Source organism: Ruegeria sp. (assembly GCF_965243365.1).
In the GTDB taxonomy this organism is placed as follows: domain Bacteria; phylum Pseudomonadota; class Alphaproteobacteria; order Rhodobacterales; family Rhodobacteraceae; genus Ruegeria.
Window position 1 is genome coordinate 2,147,045 of sequence record NZ_CBDEUW010000002.1, and the last position, 16,891, is coordinate 2,163,935.

The window sequence follows — 16,891 nt, forward strand, 5'->3', positions numbered from 1 at the left end:
TCTCTTCCGCCCCTATTTCTCTGTGATCGATTTCAGGCCCAGAAGGATAGCCGCCCCGATCATAAAGCCCCCGCCGATCCGTTCGATCCAGGCCTTCGCGGTTCCTTTGAAACGGGCTGCGATCCAGCTTGCGCTGACGCCGTAGGCGGCCAGAAAAAGGCCGTCCACTACGATGTAGGTGGCGGACAGGATGAAGAATTGCGGCCAGAACGCTGCGTCCCCTGAAATGAACTGGGGAAAAAGGGCGGCAAAGAAGACAACAGCCTTTGGATTGGCGGCTGAGGTCAGGAACCCCTGCATCCATAAGACAGGCAGGGCAACTTGACCCCTTGCAACGTCCAGTTCGGGGTCATTTGGCTTGGCACGCCGTATCATGCGGACGCCAAGCCAAATCAGATAGGCCACACCTGCCCATTTGATAACTGCCAACGCTGCGCCCGACGCCGCGATCAGGGCAGCCAACCCCAGCCCGGCGGCCAGCATTTGCAGGGCATTTGCGGTTAAATCTCCCGCCGCCGTAAAAACCGCGCGGCGAAACCCATGCGCGCCACTGTTTGACAACATCAAAAGCTGGCTGGGCCCGGGTGTGCTCATCAACGCAAGGACGGTAACGATGTAAAGGGTCCAGGTTTCCCAAGTCATGCGGCTTCCTCCGGGGTTGTCTTCGAGCCAGCATCATCGGAAATTTAAACGGAATCCAGCTAAACGATCTGTTGCCGGTTAAAAATCGATCTCGACGCCCGGCAGATTCAACTCTTTCATCATGTCGCGCAGTTCCTGCCGTGCGGCGATGTTCGAGATGTTCAACTGTTTGACGCCTATATCTTTGAGGTCCAACAAGGTCAGGCCACGGGGGAACAGCTCGCGGAAGATCACCCGCTCGGAAAAGCCCGCAGCTACACGGAAACCGATGCGTTGCGACAGCATCTCGATCGCCCGCTGCATCTTTTCCTTGTTGACCATGCGCTGGGTACCAACCCGGTTGCGCACCACGACCCAATCAATCGGCTTAAGCCCAGCCTGTGCCCGCAGCTGCCGAGCGTTCCAAACCATTTCCGAATAAACCGACGGCCCGAGGATTTTTTCACCTTTCGAGTCGATCCGCGCCAAAAGGTCGAAATCGATGAAACTGTCGTTCAGCGGAGTAATCAGCGTATCAGCTAGCGAATGCGCCACTTGGCTAAGGCGGGTATGCGAACCGGGGCAATCGATCAGGATAAACTCGCTATCGCTTTCCAGCTCGGCCACCGCTGCTGAAAGGCGGTGATCGTAGATATTTTCGCCCGGCTTCAGTTGGGATGCATCGATCTCGGGCAGATCGTGGTGGCGCGGAGTGGGCAGGGACAGGCCTGATCCGTTCAGGAAATTCCGCCGGTTTTCGAAATACCGTCCCAGACTGCGCTGCCGCAGGTCTAGGTCCAGCGTGCTGACACCATGCCCCAATCGGGCCAATGCCGTGGCCACATGCATGGAGACGGTTGATTTGCCGGCGCCGCCCTTCTCGTTCCCGACCACTATGATATGTGCCATGCCTGTATTCCCAAGTCCCGCCGTGTTTACCCACAGGTTGTTGTTGCCCACTATATGTTGTGTAAGCCGGGAAGGGAAGAACCTCGGACGCTGCGCAGGGGAAATACAGGCTCTAATCGGGAAAAACCCGCATCCCGGGCAGGTTAGGGACAGCCATTGCCAAATTCGGCTGCCTGTTTCAATGTCCCAATCAACGCGCGGGCCATGAGGACATCGGTTGGATCATCTGTTTCTGAACGTTTTGAACGTGGTTTTGCCGGTCCTGGTTTGTGCGGGAATCGGGTATTGTCTGGCCGTTTTCAAGGCCCCGTTCGACAACAAGGTCATCGGGGGTATCGTTTCCAATGTCGGCTACCCGACCCTGATCATTTCCCATCTGTCAGCGACAAATCTGGCTGTCGGAGCCTTTCTGGATATGATGGCCGCCGCCGCACTGGCGGTAGCTGGGTTTGGGCTGTTGGGGTTTGTGGCCCTCAAATTGTTGCGGTTGCCGGTACGCGCGTTTCTGACGCCCCTGATGCATGGAAATGTCGGCAATATCGGGCTGCCAATCACGTTTCTGGCGCTGGGTGACGCCGGAATGGCCTATACGATGGCATTTGTAGTCGTCGTTCTGGTCAGCATCTTCACTGTCGGTATGTGGATTCCGGCCGGAGAGTTCTCGCCCAAAAAGATTGCCACGTCGCCTATCGTCTACGCCGTGATTGCCTCGCTGATCCTGATGGCGACAGGAACGGCCTTGCCGCAGCCTTTGGCCAAGTCGTTTGACATATTGGGCGGGTTGTCGATTCCTTTGATGTTGCTGACCCTGGGCCATACTCTGGCGACGCTAAAGGCTCAAAGCGTGGCGCGGGCGATATTGTTGACCGTACTCCATCTGGGCATGGCGATTGTAATCGCAAGCGCTTTGATCTGGGTGTTCGGCTTCACCGGAACCGAGCGCGGTGCGCTGATTCTGTGCTGCCTGATGCCATCGTCGGTGGCCACATATTTGTTTATTGACCAGCATGTCCCGGAATATGGCTCGGACGTGGCGGGTTTTATCTTGGTCTCGACGCTCGCGACCATACTGGTTCTGCCAGTGGCCTTGACCTACTGGATTTGACCCGCGCTTTGCTCCTATTTGCGTGGCAAATGGCAAGCCCCTATACGTGGGCGGAAAAAACTGTTTAATTCCGAACAGGTTATCTTGGAATGCGGCCGTGTTGACACATAAGCTGTATTGAAAGATCCGCTTGGAAATCGGAGGCAAACCGATGACGACAGCACAGACAGGTAGCACACCAGATATGCAGGGCCCTCGCACGGTCATGGTCATGACGGCGATTTGTATGATGGTCGTTGGGTTCAATACGACCGCCGTGGCGACTATTTTGCCGAACCTGAAATCCGAGTTCGATTTGACCCCGTCCAGCCTGCAATGGGTAATGGCGATTTATACGGTCGTTGGCGCCAGCCTTGTCACAATTGTCAGTCGCCTGGGGGATATTACCGGCAAAATGGGCGTGTTCTTTGCAGGGATGATTGTTTTTGCCCTCGGCTCATCGTTGGTTCTGTTTTCACAAGATGGCATCATGCTGTTGTCTGGCCGTGCTGCACAAGGCGCGGGTGCTGCGGCGTTGTTCGGAACATCGCTCTCCATTCTGACCGCCGCCACGCCTGAGGAACAACGTGCCAGCGTGACCGGTACCTGGGGGGCCGTCGTCGGACTTGCCATTGGCGTCGGTCCGATTGTCGGGGGGGCCTTTGCCCATTACCTCAACTGGCGCGTGGTCTTTGCGCTCGATCTGGTCCTACTGGCAATTGTTTTGTTGATCGGGCTGCGTGTTCACCGGCGGAAATACGTGCCCGACACGCGATTGGCCGGAGCAAAGTTCGACTACCCTGGCGCGCTGGCGATGTTATTGCTGCTGGGGCCGTTGTCGTTCGCGCTGAGTAACGGGGAAAGCAGCGGCTGGACCAGCGCAAGCACCCTTGGTGCGCTTGCCTTGTCTGCCATCGCGGTGGTGATGCTGGTTGTCACGTCGCGGCGCAGCGATGATCCCCTGATCGAACTACGCTATTTCCGCCATCCCAGGTTTTTCATGGCGGCGACCGGAATGTTCGTCATGGGGTTCACGCTGTTCGGCTTCTTTGTCTATTTCAATGTGTTTGTGCAATCTCCAGATACGTTCAGCTATTCCTCAATCGCGGCGGGCGTTGCGATCCTGCCGTTGAGCCTTTGCATGTTTGTGGTGTCCGTAGTCGCCCCGCGTTTTCTTGCGCCCTATAGCTTCCAGTGGCCCGTTATTCTGGGCATGGGGTTCACAACCGCCGGTTTCCTGCTTTTGACGGCGACCACGAGCACATCCAATGTCAGTGATATCTGGTGGAAGCTTGCGATCATTGGCATTGGTTTGGGGGTCGGGTTTTCTCTGCTGCCTCGTCTTGGACTGCGCCTGCTGCCAGACGAGCATGCGGGGCAGGGCTCTGGCGTTGTAAACGCCTTTCTGCATTTCGGTGCTACCATGGGATCGGTTTTGGGCGGGCTGGCCGAGGCCGTGACCACGCGCTGGGGATTGAACGAAGTCATTAATGCGTTGCCCCAAGGGTCTGCTCAACGCACTGACCTGGCACATGCGCTGACCCACGGTTCGCCCAGCCAGATACAAGAGTTGATTGCCGGATTGGACCCCACCACCGGAACCGCTTTGGCCTCTGCCTTACGTGATCTACAGGATAACGCCTTTGACAGCGCCATGTTCGTGACAGCGATGGCCGCGCTGGTTGCGATGGTGCTGGCGATCCTGCTGTTGCGGGGTCCGGTGCCTCCGGTTCACAGCGCGGTGGATTTGGTAAAAGGGCGGCGGTGAATTGCCCGGTTGCCACCGTCAGAACGGCGCCCAGGATTAAATAATCAGGTGTCAGAAAATCAGTGGGCAGAGTTCAATCCCCATCTATCCACTTGGAAATATTGGCCAACACTTGCTTACGAGCGCGGGTGCTGGAAAACCCCGGGTCGTTGCCGTCTTCAACGATCAGATGAACGAAGACATATTGTGCGCCGTTGTGGCTGAGCCAACCAACAAACCAGCCATGTTGTTCCTTCAAGCGGTTCGAGGATGCATCAGTCGCCCAGGCATTCCCCGTCTTTCCTTTGATCAAAAGATCTCCGGCAGCCTCAAATTCTTGCGTGGTTGCAACAGTCTGATCCATTGAGTTCGCCGAGTAGGGAAGTTCACGAGACACCAAACGCATCAGGAATTCAGACTGCTGTCTGGGGGTGATTTTGAGAGATGTACTCAACCAAGCTTGAGTTAGGCCATCATTCTTGCCGGGCGTTCCCATCAGGTCGCGATTTCCGTAGTTCAACTTGTCCACATGCCTCTGAAATTCGTTCTCCCCCAATTGCTGCGTCAGCCATTGAGAGTACCAGATTACAGAGTATCGCAACCAAGTTTGCGGTGTCGTCGCTTGTTGCCAATTCTTGTAAGGAGCCTTTACCGCTGGGTCGTATTCGACTTTGGGCTCGTCAGGGGACTGCAGCACTTCCATTTCAAACCCCATCAATGCCAAAGGAAGCTTGAAGGTCGAAGCCGGCGCGAATTCACTCTCGCACAGCTCGCCCGCATGATAGGTGGGTTCTTGTTTGCCTATTTTACGAACCAGTGTGCAGCCGGTATCCGCATGTGATGTTGCCGAAATGGAAGAAACCAGCGCCGCAAGCGATAGTGCGTGAAGTAACTGCCTCAAAACAGAATCCCCTAAATTACAGATAAAAATGCTGATGGGCGCAGCGTACACTTGTGTTTGATCGGTGCAAGCGAACAGTCGCGATCAAACGAAGCGCAAACGATATTGAGCCCAAAGCTGCCTATTGTCGGAACAACGACACCAACAAAAAAGGCCGCCCCGGTGGAGCGGCCTTTCGCATGTCAACCCGGTCTGGCTTAGAAGCCCAGACCTTCGTATTTCTTTTTGAACTTCGATACACGGCCACCGGCGTCCATCAGACGGGTGCCGCCACCGGTCCACGCGGGGTGCGAGGAGGGGTCGATTTCCAGGGCCAGCTGGTCGCCTTCGGCGCCCCAGGTGGATTTCATCTGAACCACAGTGCCATCGGTCATTTTGACGTTGATGACGTGATAATCGGGATGGATGTCTTTTTTCATCTTTCCGCTCCTTACGCCTCGGCGCCAGCCTTGGGCTTGTAGTTGGTGACCTCTGCGATACGTGCGGACTTACCGCGACGGGTGCGCAGATAGTACAGTTTGGCGCGACGAACGCGGCCACGGCGGACAACGGTGATGCTGTCGATGTTGGTCGAATACAGCGGGAACACACGCTCCACGCCTTCGCCGAACGAAATTTTGCGGACGGTGAACGAACCGGCGATGCCTTCGCCGCCTTTGCGCGCGATGCAGACACCTTCGTAGTTCTGCACACGGGTGCGCGACCCTTCGGTCACCTTATAGCCGACACGGATGGTGTCACCGGCTTTGAAATCGGGGATGTCTTTCCCCAGGGCGGCAATCTGTTCCGCCTCAAGCTGTGCGATCAGGTCCATCGCAGTTACTCCTATCTGCTCGTGGTTGGTCCACGAAGTTTGGGCACGGCCTGAGAGCTCTTGGTCTTCACCGGGTCCTGCGTACAGCCCGCCAGAGTTCAGATCGAATGTTCCTTGTGTCTGGTCCGTCCTGTCGCGCCGTGGCCGAAGAAAGCCGGGCGTCACGTCAGGATGCAAACCAAAACACCGGAGTCGCTGTTCGCGGCACCGGATTGCGATCGTTTAAGGGCTTTGCGGGCAGGGATCAAGCCTAAATCGCTATAATATGCAGGTGAAATGGTGGGTTTCCGCCGTCTGGAAAATGTTCCATTGCCTTGGCGAGCCGATCAGGCATTCTGGGCCCAATTAAACGAGCAGATTTTGAAACAGGTATGGCGTGATGCGTAAGGCTTTGATGATGGCTATTGTGGCCGTTGCGCTGGTGTCGTGCGGTCGGCGCGGGCCGGCGCCGCAGGCGGTCGAGTCACTGGCCTTTGCAGACAATACCCCTCCGGCGGTGATTTTCCCGAATTTTGGCGATGCCGATCCTCATGACTGGGAGGGGCGGCACCCCGATCACTACCCTGTGCACGGGCTGGATGTATCACGCTGGCAGGGGCCGATCGATTGGCGCACGGCGCAGGCTTCGGGCATTAGCTTTGTTTTCATCAAAGCGACTGAAGGTGGCGATGTCGCGGACCCCATGTTCGAAGACCACCGGCGTGGCGCACGTGCAGCAGGAGTGCCTTGGGGGGCGTATCACTATTACTACTTCTGTCGTCCTGCCGCCGAACAGGCGCGGTGGTTCATCCGCAACGTGCCCAAGGGTGCGGACCTGCCGCATGTGCTGGACATGGAATGGACGCCTCATTCCAAAACCTGCACCCTTCGCCCGGATGGACAGAAAGTGCGGTCAGAAGCCAAAAAGTTCCTGGACATACTGGAGCGTCACTATGGCCGACGCCCCATCGTGTATACGACCGTGGATTTCTACGAAGACACCGATATTGGGCGGCTGCCGAAAACCGAATTCTGGTTGCGCTCGGTCGCGGGGCATCCGCGCAATGTCTATCCGCGGGCGATCTGGCGGTTCTGGCAATACACAGGCACCGGGTTGGTGCCCGGTGTGCAGGGTAAAGTCGATATCAACACGTTCAACGGATCGCCGGACATTTGGGCGCAATGGAAACAGGGTACGCCCTGACGGCCAAACCGTCAGGACTTTGGCGCTTTGGCCACGTATGTTTCCACAGTGCCGCCACCGACCAGATGGCTGAGCCGACGTTTACGCTCCTCGCCAGCCGAGTTGTTCAGCCAGAAGGTCTCACCATCCGATAGCGCGCGCCGTTTAAACCCATGTTCCTCCATACAGCGGTTCACCTGATCGATGGCGCCCTGATTGCGCAGGTCATCTTCGAATGGAACGGTCAGGAGAGGCCCGATGACGATGCCGAACAACAGAACGTTAGTCATATAAGCGCCTGCTACGGCTGCGTTTTCACCTTCACTTTTCCCGGCAATACAGCCCTGAAGCGTCGAACGTGCCGAGTTCAGATCATGACCGGCCTTCGTTGGCACAGAGGATGCGATGGGTTGCGTTGTGCAGGCCGAAACGGCTAGCAAAGCAATCAATGTAAGTTTTTTCAATGTAGACCGCCTGATTACGATTTTCGATGTTTGATCGATGACACCAAAAGGCGAGTATCGGGAAGATGAAACAACTTCAAACAGATTTTTCCAAAAATAATGTATGGGGTGTTCAGGCAACAGAGCAGATGGCTTAGTCCGTGCTTTCGTCGCCTGATTTCTTGTAGTTGGCCCACAGATCGGGTCTGCGTTCGCGGGTCATTTGCTCAGACATCTGGTGACGCCATTCAGCGATATGCCCGTGGTGCCCCGACATCAGGATATCGGGAATTGCGCGGCCCTTCCATTCGGCCGGGCGGGTGTACTGCGGATGCTCCAATAGGCCTGAGGAAAAGCTTTCTTCTTCTGCCGATGCCTGATTGCCCAGCACGCCGGGGATCAGGCGGACCGTTGCGTCGATTAGCGCCTGCGCGGCAATCTCCCCACCGGTCATGACGAAATCACCTAAAGAGATTTCCTGTATGCCGTAATGCTCCAACACTCTTTCGTCGACACCCTCAAACCGCCCGCACAGAAGGGTCATCCCGTCGCACCGCGCCAGATTCTGCATCATACGCTGGTCCATCCGGCGGCCTCGCGGGCTGAGATAAATCAGCGGCCAGTTGCCTTGCACACCCTCCATCGTATGTTCGATCGCGTCGCCCAACACATCGGCACGCAGGACCATGCCGGCGCCCCCTCCGGCTGGCGTGTCGTCGACGTTGCGGTGCTTGCCGATACCAAACTGGCGCAAATCGACAGTTTCCAGTTGCCACAGACCGTCCTGCAATGCCTTGCCGGTCAGGCTTTCGCCCAGAACGCCTGGAAAGGCCGAAGGGAACAGCGTGATGACCTTGGCCTTCCAGACCCCGTGCAGGTCCGGTGTGGGCGTCATCAGTTCGCGCGGCTTCAGCGTCGAGCGGATGGCTTTGCGGCCGTGGGACTTGCCTGTGTTTTCTGTCATCAGGTGCCGATCAGATTATTTTGCGCGCGTTCAACCAAATCCGCCTTTTGTCGGATCAACGCGGTTTCGTCCAGTGCCGAACGGTTCAGTGTCAACAATTCGGCCAGAACCGGTTCGGGCAGACGTGGGTTGGCGCGGGTTGGGCCAACCAGTTTTGCGGACAGATCAGATGGCAGATCCAGAAAGTCGGCAAAGGGTGATCCAAGGCCGAAGGTCCGTGTCTGCAAATCCTCCAGCCATTCGGTCTGGACCGTGACATCGGGTAATCTGTCGCGCATCTGTTCGGCGGTGGAATGCGGAGATGGCACCGATTCAAGCCGGGTCTGATAGGCGTCGAAATCCTGCACCAACCGCGTGCGATACAGGTCATGGGCCCACAGGCTGCGCAACCAGCCCCCGCGCTGCCGCAACGACAGGTAAACGATGATATCCACCGCCTGGCCGGCAAAGCGTTGCCGGACCAGATCGACCAGACACGCGGCCAGCTCGGGGGCGGCCTCATACCCTACGGCCAGGTTACGGCTGGGGCGCAGGCCCGAAAAGTTTTCTTCGCTCAGGATCAGCCCGCGACGCAGACCAAAATCCAGCGTGGACAGAAAGTCCTGCATCGCAGTGCGGAAATCCCCCAGCGCGCCGGGGGTGCCATACACCGAATACCGGGTGGCGGCTTCTGAAAGGCCGGACTTTCGGGTGCGGTAGGGCAGGACCAGCGCATGGCGTGGCCAGATCAGTTCGCGATTTTCGAACAGGAAAGATTGTGCTGCCGTCGTGCCGGTCTTGTGCAGACCCAGATGCAGCAGAACCTTGCGCATTACAGCAGGCCCTCGGGCGGGTCAGCGATGATGCGACCTTTGTCCAGATCGACCGTGGGCACGACTTCAAGCGTAAATGGCAGCAAGACAGTTGATTTGAGCTCCGGCCCGTGCAGTTCCAACAGGTCGGTAGCCCCGTGATTTTGCACAGCTTTCACGCTTCCCAGCAGCGCGCCGCCGGTGTCATAGACCTCAAGCCCGATCAGATCGGTATGATAGAATTCGTCGTCGGGCAGCGACGGTAATTGATCGCGCCGCGCATAGAGGCGCAGACCGTTTATGGCGTCTGCCTGTTCCTTCGTCTCGATTCCGCCCAACCGGGCGGCGAACCCGTTTTTGATTGCACGGGTCAGCACCAGCGGGAACCGATCCGTGCCATCTTCATTGGTAAGCGGAGAGTAGTTCTCGATGTCCTCCGGCACGGCGCAGAAGCTTTTTATCCGTACCTCACCCCGCACACCGTACGAGCCCGCAACGCTGCCAACGCAGATCAGATCATTCATCGGGTTGCCCCGCCGTCAAACAAATTCCGTTTCGCCATTCTCCAAGCCCCTCGCAGGCTTCGCGCTGGTTGCTGCGTTCAAAGAACACGCCCACAATAAATGCGATTGCCAGCAAGATGGGAAGTCGTATCAATCCGAACATAGACCCCTACCGTGTTTCGATATTCAGGTCCGGGCCCCGGTTTTCCCAGCCGACCTGCTCAAGCTCGGGCGTCTCCGAGGTTTTTTCCGGCCAGCCGACGCAAAAATAACCGATCAGGCGCCAACCCTCGGGCACGTCCAGATCACGCGCCATTTGATCTGGGTTCAGAATTGATACCCAACCCAATCCCAGACCTTCGGTCCGTAAAGCAAGCCAGAACAGAGTAATGGCCGAGACCACGGAATAACGCCGCATCTCGGGCATGGTTCCTGCGCCCAGACCCAAACCTTTGTCAGTGTTGTCGTCGCAGAACACCGCCAGTTGCACCGGGGCGTCTTGCATGCCTGACAGTTTCAGACGGCTGTACAGCTGCGCCTTTTCTCCGGAATAGCCAGCCAACGCGGTATCATTGGCGGCTTGAAAATTCCGCAGCGCCGCCGCCCGCGCGGTTTGACTTTCAACGCGGATCACACGCCAGGGTTCGCTCAGCCCCACCGAAGGGGCCAGTCGAAACGCGTCGAGGCAGCGCGCGAGCACTGCCTCGTCTATCGCGTCGGTGCGGAACCGGCGCACATCGCGCCGGAGCCGCATCAACAGATCGAACTGCGTGCGAAAATCGTCGGTAAAAGCCTGATCCCGCACGCGTCCGCCTGCTTATTCTTCTGCCGCAGCTTCTTCAGCCGGTGCAGCAGCGGCTTCAGCCGCCTCAGCAGCTTTGGCCGCTTTTTCTTCTGCGCGCTCCTGAGCTTTCTTGCCCGGAGTACCCTTGTTGGGGTTGTTGCGCTCGGCCTTGTCGCGTGCGCCAGCAGCTTCTAGCATGCGTGCGATACGGTCGGTGGGCTGTGCGCCCTGATCCAGCCAGTACTGGATGCGCTCCAGGTTCATTTTCACGCGCTCTTCGCTGTCTTTCGGCAGCAGCGGGTTGTAGGTGCCCAGCTTTTCGATGAAACGGCCATCGCGCGGCATGCGGCTGTCAGCCGCTACGATGCGATAGAAGGGACGCTTTTTCGAGCCGCCGCGGGCGAGACGAATTTTCATTGCCATGGTGGTATCTCCTTTGAATGGCGTATCCGGTGCTAGACCGGCTTAGTTCTGGTGTTTCTTGTGGTGTCGGATGACTTCCTGAATGATGAAATTCAGAAAAGCCTTGGCGAAATCGGGGTCCAGATCGGCCTCTTTCGCCAGGTCTTCTAACCGTGCGATCTGCGCAGCCTCGCGCGAGGGATCGGACGGGGGAAGGTCGTGTGCGGCCTTGAGCTTGCCAACGGCCTGCGTGTGCTTGAACCGCTCGCCCAGCGTATAGACAAGGATCGCATCCAGCCGGTCGATGCTTTCGCGATGCTCTTTCAACAGCGTGGCAGCCTGTGTCACGGGGTTGGTCATTGGCCGGTCCTTTCGGTGGTCAAGTCAATTTGCGGATGGCGCCAGATCTGCGCGTGTTTGCCCAAAAGCTCGGCTCTCTCAATCTCAAGCGTTGCGCCGAGGCGTTCGGCCAAAGCGCGCGAGCGGTCATTCGCATGAGCGATGTATGAAATCACACCGTTCAGGCCCTGATGGCGGGCGGCATAGTCGCGCGCTGCCGCTGCGGCCTCAAAGCCCAGCCCTTTGCCCTCGGCCTCGGCCATCAGTGTCCAGCCCAGCTCGGGTTCGGCCCAGCCGGGGACGTAGATCATGCCGGCCCAGCCGACGAATGCGCCGCTGGTTTTCTCGGTCAGATGCCACAAGCCGTAGCCGCGCAGTGCCCAGTGGCCCAGGCGGTTCGACAATGAACTCCAGCACTCGAGCGGGTCTTTGGGACCACCCACCATATGGCTGCGCTCAGTCGCGAAGAACTCGGTCATCGCGGGCAAGTCATCCAGTTGCGGCGCGCGCAGGATCAGGCGGTCCGTCTCGACGGAGGGGATGGTGAACGTGGTCATGCGTAGGCCTCCACTCCGCCATTCACCAGATCCGCAGGCGCTGGATGACGCCAGATTTCGGATTTACCGAACTTGGGGTGCTCATAGTGATATTCGAACTGTGCACCCAAGCGCTTGGCCACGGCCTTGCTTGCATGATTGTCCAGATCGATCAGAGATATCGCCGTTTCCCACCCCAGTACGTCATAAGCATATGACCGCGCGGCCAGAGCGGCCTCGGTCGCATAACCCTTGCCGGTGGCATGGTTCAGCAGCGTCCAGCCGACCTCGGGCTCGGGCCAGCCTTCGGGGCACCAAAGCCCGATCCGACCGACATAGGTGCCGGTGTCCTTTTCATCGACACTCCAATACCCATAGCCGCGCATCACCCAGTGACCCAGCAGCGACGCAACCATCCGCCATACCTCATCCCGTCGCAGGGGGCCGCCGACGTATTTCGCCGCATCGCTGGCGAAGAACGCGCTATCCGCGTCCAGATCAGCTTCGGACGGAGCGCGCAGGATCAGGCGCTCGGTTTCGAGGGTGGGGAAGTTGAGGTTGATCATGTGGACACCTCCGCGCCAGCCGGTGTGTGGCGGTACACCAGAGTGGTGCCGTCAGTCTCGGAAATCTCACGTTCGATGGTTGCTCCGAGGCGTTCAGCCAGCCGTTGCGACCGAGTGTTACCTTTCGCGACGAAACTCGCGAGTGTGTGCCAGCCAAGCTGGTTGAACGCAAACTCGCGCGCAGCACTGGCCGCTTCGAACGCATAGCCGTGGCCTTCGCCATTTTCGGTGAAGATAAAGCCAAGCTCTGGCTCTGGGTCTTCCGGTTCGAAGCCTAGAACGACAAAGCCCAGCAGTTGACCGTCCGCCTTCGCAACGACCGACCAAAGGCCGTGGCCGCGCAGTGACCAGATGGCGACCATCTGAGCGAAATCATACCACGCATCCTCGCGCGACATGACTTCCAGATACCGGGCGCGCGGGCTGGCCACGATCTGGGCATAGGCGTCGAAATCCGAAAGCTGCGGCGCGCGCAGAACAAGAAGCTCAGTTTCGAGCGTCGGGATGGCACCCGCCACCCGAGCCGCCAGGTCAGCCCCCTGAGAATTCGGCGCGGCTTCGAACCGGAAGGTCATTGGTGGACCTCCGGTGTGGTGCGCGCACGCAAATATATGCGGGGAGTGAAAGCCACGTTATTTTTTCTTCCCAAACCCGCTGAGACCCGGAGGCAAAGCCATGCCGCCGCCCATACCGGGCATGCCGGGCATCTTGCCGCCCATCGCCTTGGCCGCCTGTTCCAGCGCCTTGGGGTCCATGCCGGCTGCCATTTCCTCGGGCGAGGGGCCACCTTTGCCGAACATGCCTTTCATGGCTTGTTTCAGCATCTTGCCTTTGCCCATCTTGCCCATCTTTTTCATCATGTCCGACATTTGCCGGTGCATTTTGAGCAGCTTATTGAGGTCGCTGACCTCCATCCCCGAACCTGCGGCAATCCGTTTCTTACGGCTGGCCTGCAACAGCTGCGGATTGGCGCGTTCGCGTTTGGTCATCGACTGGATCAGCGCAATTTGCTGGCGCAGGATTTTATCGTCCAGACCGGCCTGATCCATCTGCTTGGCCATCTTGTTCATGCCCGGCATCATGCCCATCATGCCCTGCATACCGCCCATCTGGATCATCTGTTCCAGCTGCATTTTCAGGTCGTTCATGTTGAACTGACCCTTGACCATGCGCTTCATCATGCGCTCGGTCTGTTCCATCTCCATCGTTTCCTGGGCCTTTTCGACCAAGGCCACGATGTCGCCCATGCCCAGAATACGACCGGCGATCCGGTCCGGCTCGAAGGTTTCGAGCGCGTCCATCTTTTCGCCCAGACCGACAAAACGGATCGGCTTACCGGTGACCGCGCGCATCGACAGCGCCGCACCGCCGCGCCCGTCACCGTCCATCCGGGTCAAAACCACGCCCGAGATGCCGACCTTGGCGTCGAATTCCTCGGCCACCTCAACGGCGACCTGACCGGTCAGGCCGTCGACCACCAACAGGGTCTCGCGCGGGTCAACCGCGTTGCGGACTTGCTCGACCTCGTCCATCAGGACTTCGTCGATATGCAAACGGCCCGCGGTGTCGAGCATGTAGACGTCATAGCCACCCAGCGTCGCCTGCTGTTTGGCGCGCTTGGCGATATCGACCGGTTTCTGACCGGGCACGATCGGCAGCGTGTCCACACCAACCTGCGTACCCAAAACCGCCAGCTGATCCATCGCCGCCGGACGATAGACGTCGAGCGAGGCCATCAGGACCTTTTTGCCCTCTTTCTCTTTCAGACGCTTGGCCAGCTTACCGGTGGTGGTCGTCTTACCCGAACCCTGCAGGCCAACCATCAGGATCGGCGCGGGCGGGTTGTCGATTTTCAGCGTGCCGGGGTCTTCCTCGCCACGCAGGGTATCGACCAGAGCGTCATGCACGATCTTGACAACCTGTTGACCGGGCGTGATCGATTTAGTGACGGCCTGGCCGGTGGCCTGATCTTGTACCTTTTTGACGAATTCGCGGGCCACCAGCAGCGAGACGTCGGCCTCAAGCAGGGCAACGCGGACTTCGCGCAGGGCGGTTTTGACGTCTTCTTCGGACAGAGCGCCTTGTTTTGTCAGCCGATCAAAGACGCCGGAAAGGCGTTCGGATAGATTTTCAAACATGCCTTCGGCCTCCTTAGCCGGTTATCTGGTGGTACCACCTAATTAGGAGGCACCGGTTAAATGCACAATTGCCCCCACGGGCGAAACTCGCTGGTGGGGGGCGATCCCTGAACGACTCAAGGGACCGGAAGATCGAGAGGCTTCCGGATGTTTGCGGCGATTTAGGCGGATTGGCTGACAGAGTCAACCTTGTGTGCCGGAAGCCAGTCGTTGACCGCTTCGACCAGCCGGTGCGCACCGCGACCGTTCGAGAATGCCTCGACGATGGGATGCCGTCCCGCGCTCATGCCTTTGTCGAGAACAAGGACAGGACGATAGAGCGTCGACGTCCCCTTGTCGCTGCGCGAGGTCGTGCGTTCAATTTCCGCATGGGACAGGTTTGAAAGCTTATGCTCAACCGCCTCATAACCAAAGACCGATTGCCTGCGGATGACGATGCTGTCTTTGTTGCGGTCCAGTATCACCTGGACACGCCGGACAAAGGCACAAAAGGCTCCGAACCCCAACCCGCCGCCGCCAAGGGCGAAGATCAGGCCGAACAGAATGGCCTCACCGCCTTCGGTCATCAGTAATATACCCGGACCGACAAAAGCCAGAATGAAGAAAACCAGCATGATGCCGATGAACCATGGAGTGTCTGACAGGATCAGCTGGTTCGGGGTATTGCGCGTGACTTTCATGGCGGCATGCTAGCATTGAATACCGTGCCTGTCGTGACTTGAATTTGCCAGCCGGTTGCGCGATGAGCGCCTGACACGAGGAGGTTCCCATGGACGCATCATCCGCCTTTCAGGACACATTGCCGCTCAGTTCAGACGCGCTGTTGGCGCAGCTGGATGATTGGGGGCTGGCTTATCGTCTGTACAGCCACGTCCCGTTGCGCACGGTTGAAGAGTCCAAGGCGGTCGAGGATCAGTTCATGGTGCCGGGCGAGAACGCGTTGCGGCTGAAAAACCTGTACCTGCGCGACAAGAAGAAGCGGAACTATCTGGTGACGTTAGAGCAGAGTCGCGAGATTGACCTCAAGGCCTTGGGCGCAGAGCTGGGTGTGGGAAGTTTGTCTTTTGGCTCAGCGGATCGATTGATGCAGAATCTTGGAATTCGTCCGGGTGCGGTCAGCCCGCTGGCGATGATCAATGGAGTGCAGAACGATGTGACGTTCTTTATGGACGCGGCGGCCCAGAAGGCCGATGTGATCTATATGCATCCGCTGGTGAATGATCGCACGGTGAGCATGGCACGTGGGGACCTGTTGGAATTCTTCGACCGGATCGGGTGTGAGGTGGCCTGGCTGCCTTGATCAGACGCGCCTGGCGGCGCGTGCCTCCGGCGGAGGTATTTTTGAACAGAAGAAGATGTGGGCGATTCAGATCGGGGGTATGACGTCCCGAAGGGCGGCATCCCTGCTTACACCATCCAGAATGATGATTTTTTCTTGCGAAACGCCCAACCTGAGCCTTCCCAAACGGGCTCATATTGGGCGTTTCCGTTTTAAATGACCAAGGCGGATCAAGCCGCCAATTCAGTAACAGCCTTGCGGGCCGAAGCCAGAGCGGCGTCGGCGTTTATGGCCATCTGGTCGGCTGCGACCACATCTATGTCGGTGATACCGACAAAGCCCAGAACGTGGCGGGCGTAGTTGGTGGCAAAGTCGACCTCGGACCCGACAGGTACGCCGCCTGAGGCAATTGCCAGCACGGCGCGCTTGCCTTCAAGCAGGCCCTTGGGACCGTTTTCGGTATAGGCAAATGTCAGGCCCGCCCGGGCGATGAGATCAATCCAGGCTTTGAAAGCGGCGGGGACTGAGAAGTTGTAGATCGGCAGGCCGATGACGATTGTGTCCGCCTGCTGCAGTTCCTGTACCAGTTCGTCCGACAGCGAGAGGTGATCGCGCTGAACCGCGTCGCGTTGATCGGCGGGGGTGAAGTTTGCGTTGATCCAGTCTTCAGTCAGAAGTGGCAGCGGAGATGCCAGATCACGGCGAATGATGCGGCTGGCGTTCAGATGCTTGACGATCTGGGCCGACAGCTCGCGCGTGGCTGAACCGTCACGCCGGGCTGAGGCGTCGATATGCAGGATGGTATGGGTCATGTCTGGGTGTCCTTTTGGATGAAGAATATGCTTGTCACCCAATATGAAAGTTGCGTGTGCGAACAAAACTCTGATAGATCAACAAGTATTGTTAGA

General features: G+C 58.1%; 22 protein-coding genes. 4 read left to right on the top strand and 18 right to left on the bottom strand.

Features of this window, described 5'->3' with window-relative positions; translation table 11 throughout:
• Positions 1-12: 12 nt before the first annotated feature.
• On the bottom strand, positions 13-642 hold the full coding sequence (locus ACP0GE_RS14290; RefSeq protein WP_424832588.1) for a LysE family translocator: 630 nt from the start codon (positions 640-642) through the stop codon (positions 13-15).
• Positions 643-720: 78 nt separating this feature from the next.
• Positions 721-1,530, bottom strand: coding sequence for a division plane positioning ATPase MipZ (locus ACP0GE_RS14295; RefSeq protein ID WP_424832589.1), 810 nt, complete (start codon positions 1,528-1,530; stop codon positions 721-723).
• 217 nt (positions 1,531-1,747) lie between these two features.
• Here ACP0GE_RS14295 and ACP0GE_RS14300 point away from each other — a divergent pair, with 217 nt between their 5' ends.
• Positions 1,748-2,635: an AEC family transporter gene (locus ACP0GE_RS14300; protein WP_424832590.1), complete on the top strand. Its 888-nt coding sequence runs from the start codon at positions 1,748-1,750 to the stop codon at positions 2,633-2,635.
• A gap of 151 nt (positions 2,636-2,786) precedes the next feature.
• Positions 2,787-4,382, top strand: a complete 1,596-nt coding sequence (locus tag ACP0GE_RS14305) for an MFS transporter (protein WP_424832591.1) — start codon at positions 2,787-2,789, stop codon at positions 4,380-4,382.
• A 73-nt stretch (positions 4,383-4,455) separates the two neighbouring features.
• Here the strand turns inward: ACP0GE_RS14305 and ACP0GE_RS14310 are convergent, their stop codons facing one another.
• From ACP0GE_RS14310 to rplS, 3 genes are all read right to left on the bottom strand, one after another.
• On the bottom strand, positions 4,456-5,262 hold the full coding sequence (locus tag ACP0GE_RS14310; protein ID WP_424832592.1) for a penicillin-binding transpeptidase domain-containing protein: 807 nt from the start codon (positions 5,260-5,262) through the stop codon (positions 4,456-4,458).
• 197 nt (positions 5,263-5,459) lie between these two features.
• The gene (gene rpmE / locus ACP0GE_RS14315) at positions 5,460-5,681 is read right to left on the bottom strand and encodes a 50S ribosomal protein L31 (protein WP_008757924.1); all 222 of its coding nucleotides are present in this window, start codon (positions 5,679-5,681) and stop codon (positions 5,460-5,462) included.
• Between the two features lie 11 nt (positions 5,682-5,692).
• The gene (gene rplS, locus ACP0GE_RS14320; RefSeq protein WP_424832593.1) at positions 5,693-6,076 is read right to left on the bottom strand and encodes a 50S ribosomal protein L19; all 384 of its coding nucleotides are present in this window, start codon (positions 6,074-6,076) and stop codon (positions 5,693-5,695) included.
• 379 nt (positions 6,077-6,455) lie between these two features.
• Here rplS and ACP0GE_RS14325 point away from each other — a divergent pair, with 379 nt between their 5' ends.
• On the top strand, positions 6,456-7,259 hold the full coding sequence (locus ACP0GE_RS14325) for a GH25 family lysozyme (protein WP_424832594.1): 804 nt from the start codon (positions 6,456-6,458) through the stop codon (positions 7,257-7,259).
• Between the two features lie 11 nt (positions 7,260-7,270).
• Here the strand turns inward: ACP0GE_RS14325 and ACP0GE_RS14330 are convergent, their stop codons facing one another.
• From ACP0GE_RS14330 to ACP0GE_RS14385, 12 genes are all read right to left on the bottom strand, one after another.
• Entirely contained in the window at positions 7,271-7,702 is a 432-nt protein-coding gene (locus ACP0GE_RS14330; protein WP_424832595.1) for a hypothetical protein, read from the bottom strand.
• A 133-nt stretch (positions 7,703-7,835) separates the two neighbouring features.
• A complete protein-coding gene (gene trmD / locus ACP0GE_RS14335; protein ID WP_424832596.1) occupies positions 7,836-8,645 on the bottom strand; it encodes a tRNA (guanosine(37)-N1)-methyltransferase TrmD in 810 nt (269 codons plus the stop codon).
• The gene (locus ACP0GE_RS14340) at positions 8,645-9,457 is read right to left on the bottom strand and encodes a hypothetical protein (RefSeq protein ID WP_424832597.1); all 813 of its coding nucleotides are present in this window, start codon (positions 9,455-9,457) and stop codon (positions 8,645-8,647) included. The genes trmD and ACP0GE_RS14340 overlap by 1 nt, the downstream gene beginning before the upstream one ends.
• The gene (gene rimM, locus ACP0GE_RS14345; RefSeq protein ID WP_424832598.1) at positions 9,457-9,960 is read right to left on the bottom strand and encodes a ribosome maturation factor RimM; all 504 of its coding nucleotides are present in this window, start codon (positions 9,958-9,960) and stop codon (positions 9,457-9,459) included. The genes ACP0GE_RS14340 and rimM overlap by 1 nt, the downstream gene beginning before the upstream one ends.
• A 148-nt stretch (positions 9,961-10,108) precedes the next feature.
• The gene (bluB, locus tag ACP0GE_RS14350) at positions 10,109-10,744 is read right to left on the bottom strand and encodes a 5,6-dimethylbenzimidazole synthase (RefSeq protein ID WP_424832599.1); all 636 of its coding nucleotides are present in this window, start codon (positions 10,742-10,744) and stop codon (positions 10,109-10,111) included.
• A gap of 12 nt (positions 10,745-10,756) precedes the next feature.
• Entirely contained in the window at positions 10,757-11,146 is a 390-nt protein-coding gene (rpsP, locus tag ACP0GE_RS14355; RefSeq protein WP_170356106.1) for a 30S ribosomal protein S16, read from the bottom strand.
• Between the two features lie 42 nt (positions 11,147-11,188).
• Entirely contained in the window at positions 11,189-11,485 is a 297-nt protein-coding gene (locus ACP0GE_RS14360) for a chorismate mutase (protein WP_074737903.1), read from the bottom strand.
• Complete coding sequence (locus tag ACP0GE_RS14365; RefSeq protein WP_424832600.1) at positions 11,482-12,021, bottom strand: GNAT family N-acetyltransferase; 540 nt, start codon at positions 12,019-12,021, stop codon at positions 11,482-11,484. The genes ACP0GE_RS14360 and ACP0GE_RS14365 overlap by 4 nt, the downstream gene beginning before the upstream one ends.
• Positions 12,018-12,566 carry a GNAT family N-acetyltransferase gene (locus ACP0GE_RS14370; RefSeq protein WP_424832601.1) on the bottom strand — a complete coding sequence of 183 codons (549 nt, stop codon included), beginning with the start codon at positions 12,564-12,566 and terminating at the stop codon, positions 12,018-12,020. Before ACP0GE_RS14370 ends, ACP0GE_RS14365 begins: the two co-directional genes overlap by 4 nt.
• The gene (locus tag ACP0GE_RS14375; RefSeq protein WP_424832602.1) at positions 12,563-13,141 is read right to left on the bottom strand and encodes a GNAT family N-acetyltransferase; all 579 of its coding nucleotides are present in this window, start codon (positions 13,139-13,141) and stop codon (positions 12,563-12,565) included. Before ACP0GE_RS14375 ends, ACP0GE_RS14370 begins: the two co-directional genes overlap by 4 nt.
• Before the next feature lie 57 nt (positions 13,142-13,198).
• The gene (gene ffh, locus ACP0GE_RS14380) at positions 13,199-14,704 is read right to left on the bottom strand and encodes a signal recognition particle protein (protein ID WP_424832603.1); all 1,506 of its coding nucleotides are present in this window, start codon (positions 14,702-14,704) and stop codon (positions 13,199-13,201) included.
• 161 nt (positions 14,705-14,865) lie between these two features.
• Positions 14,866-15,384: a hypothetical protein gene (locus tag ACP0GE_RS14385; protein ID WP_424832604.1), complete on the bottom strand. Its 519-nt coding sequence runs from the start codon at positions 15,382-15,384 to the stop codon at positions 14,866-14,868.
• A gap of 89 nt (positions 15,385-15,473) precedes the next feature.
• Between ACP0GE_RS14385 and ACP0GE_RS14390 the strand changes: the two genes are divergently transcribed.
• Positions 15,474-16,004 carry a prolyl-tRNA synthetase associated domain-containing protein gene (locus tag ACP0GE_RS14390; protein WP_424832605.1) on the top strand — a complete coding sequence of 177 codons (531 nt, stop codon included), beginning with the start codon at positions 15,474-15,476 and terminating at the stop codon, positions 16,002-16,004.
• A 209-nt stretch (positions 16,005-16,213) separates the two neighbouring features.
• Here the strand turns inward: ACP0GE_RS14390 and ACP0GE_RS14395 are convergent, their stop codons facing one another.
• On the bottom strand, positions 16,214-16,795 hold the full coding sequence (locus tag ACP0GE_RS14395) for an FMN-dependent NADH-azoreductase (protein WP_424832606.1): 582 nt from the start codon (positions 16,793-16,795) through the stop codon (positions 16,214-16,216).
• Positions 16,796-16,891: the final 96 nt, after the last annotated feature.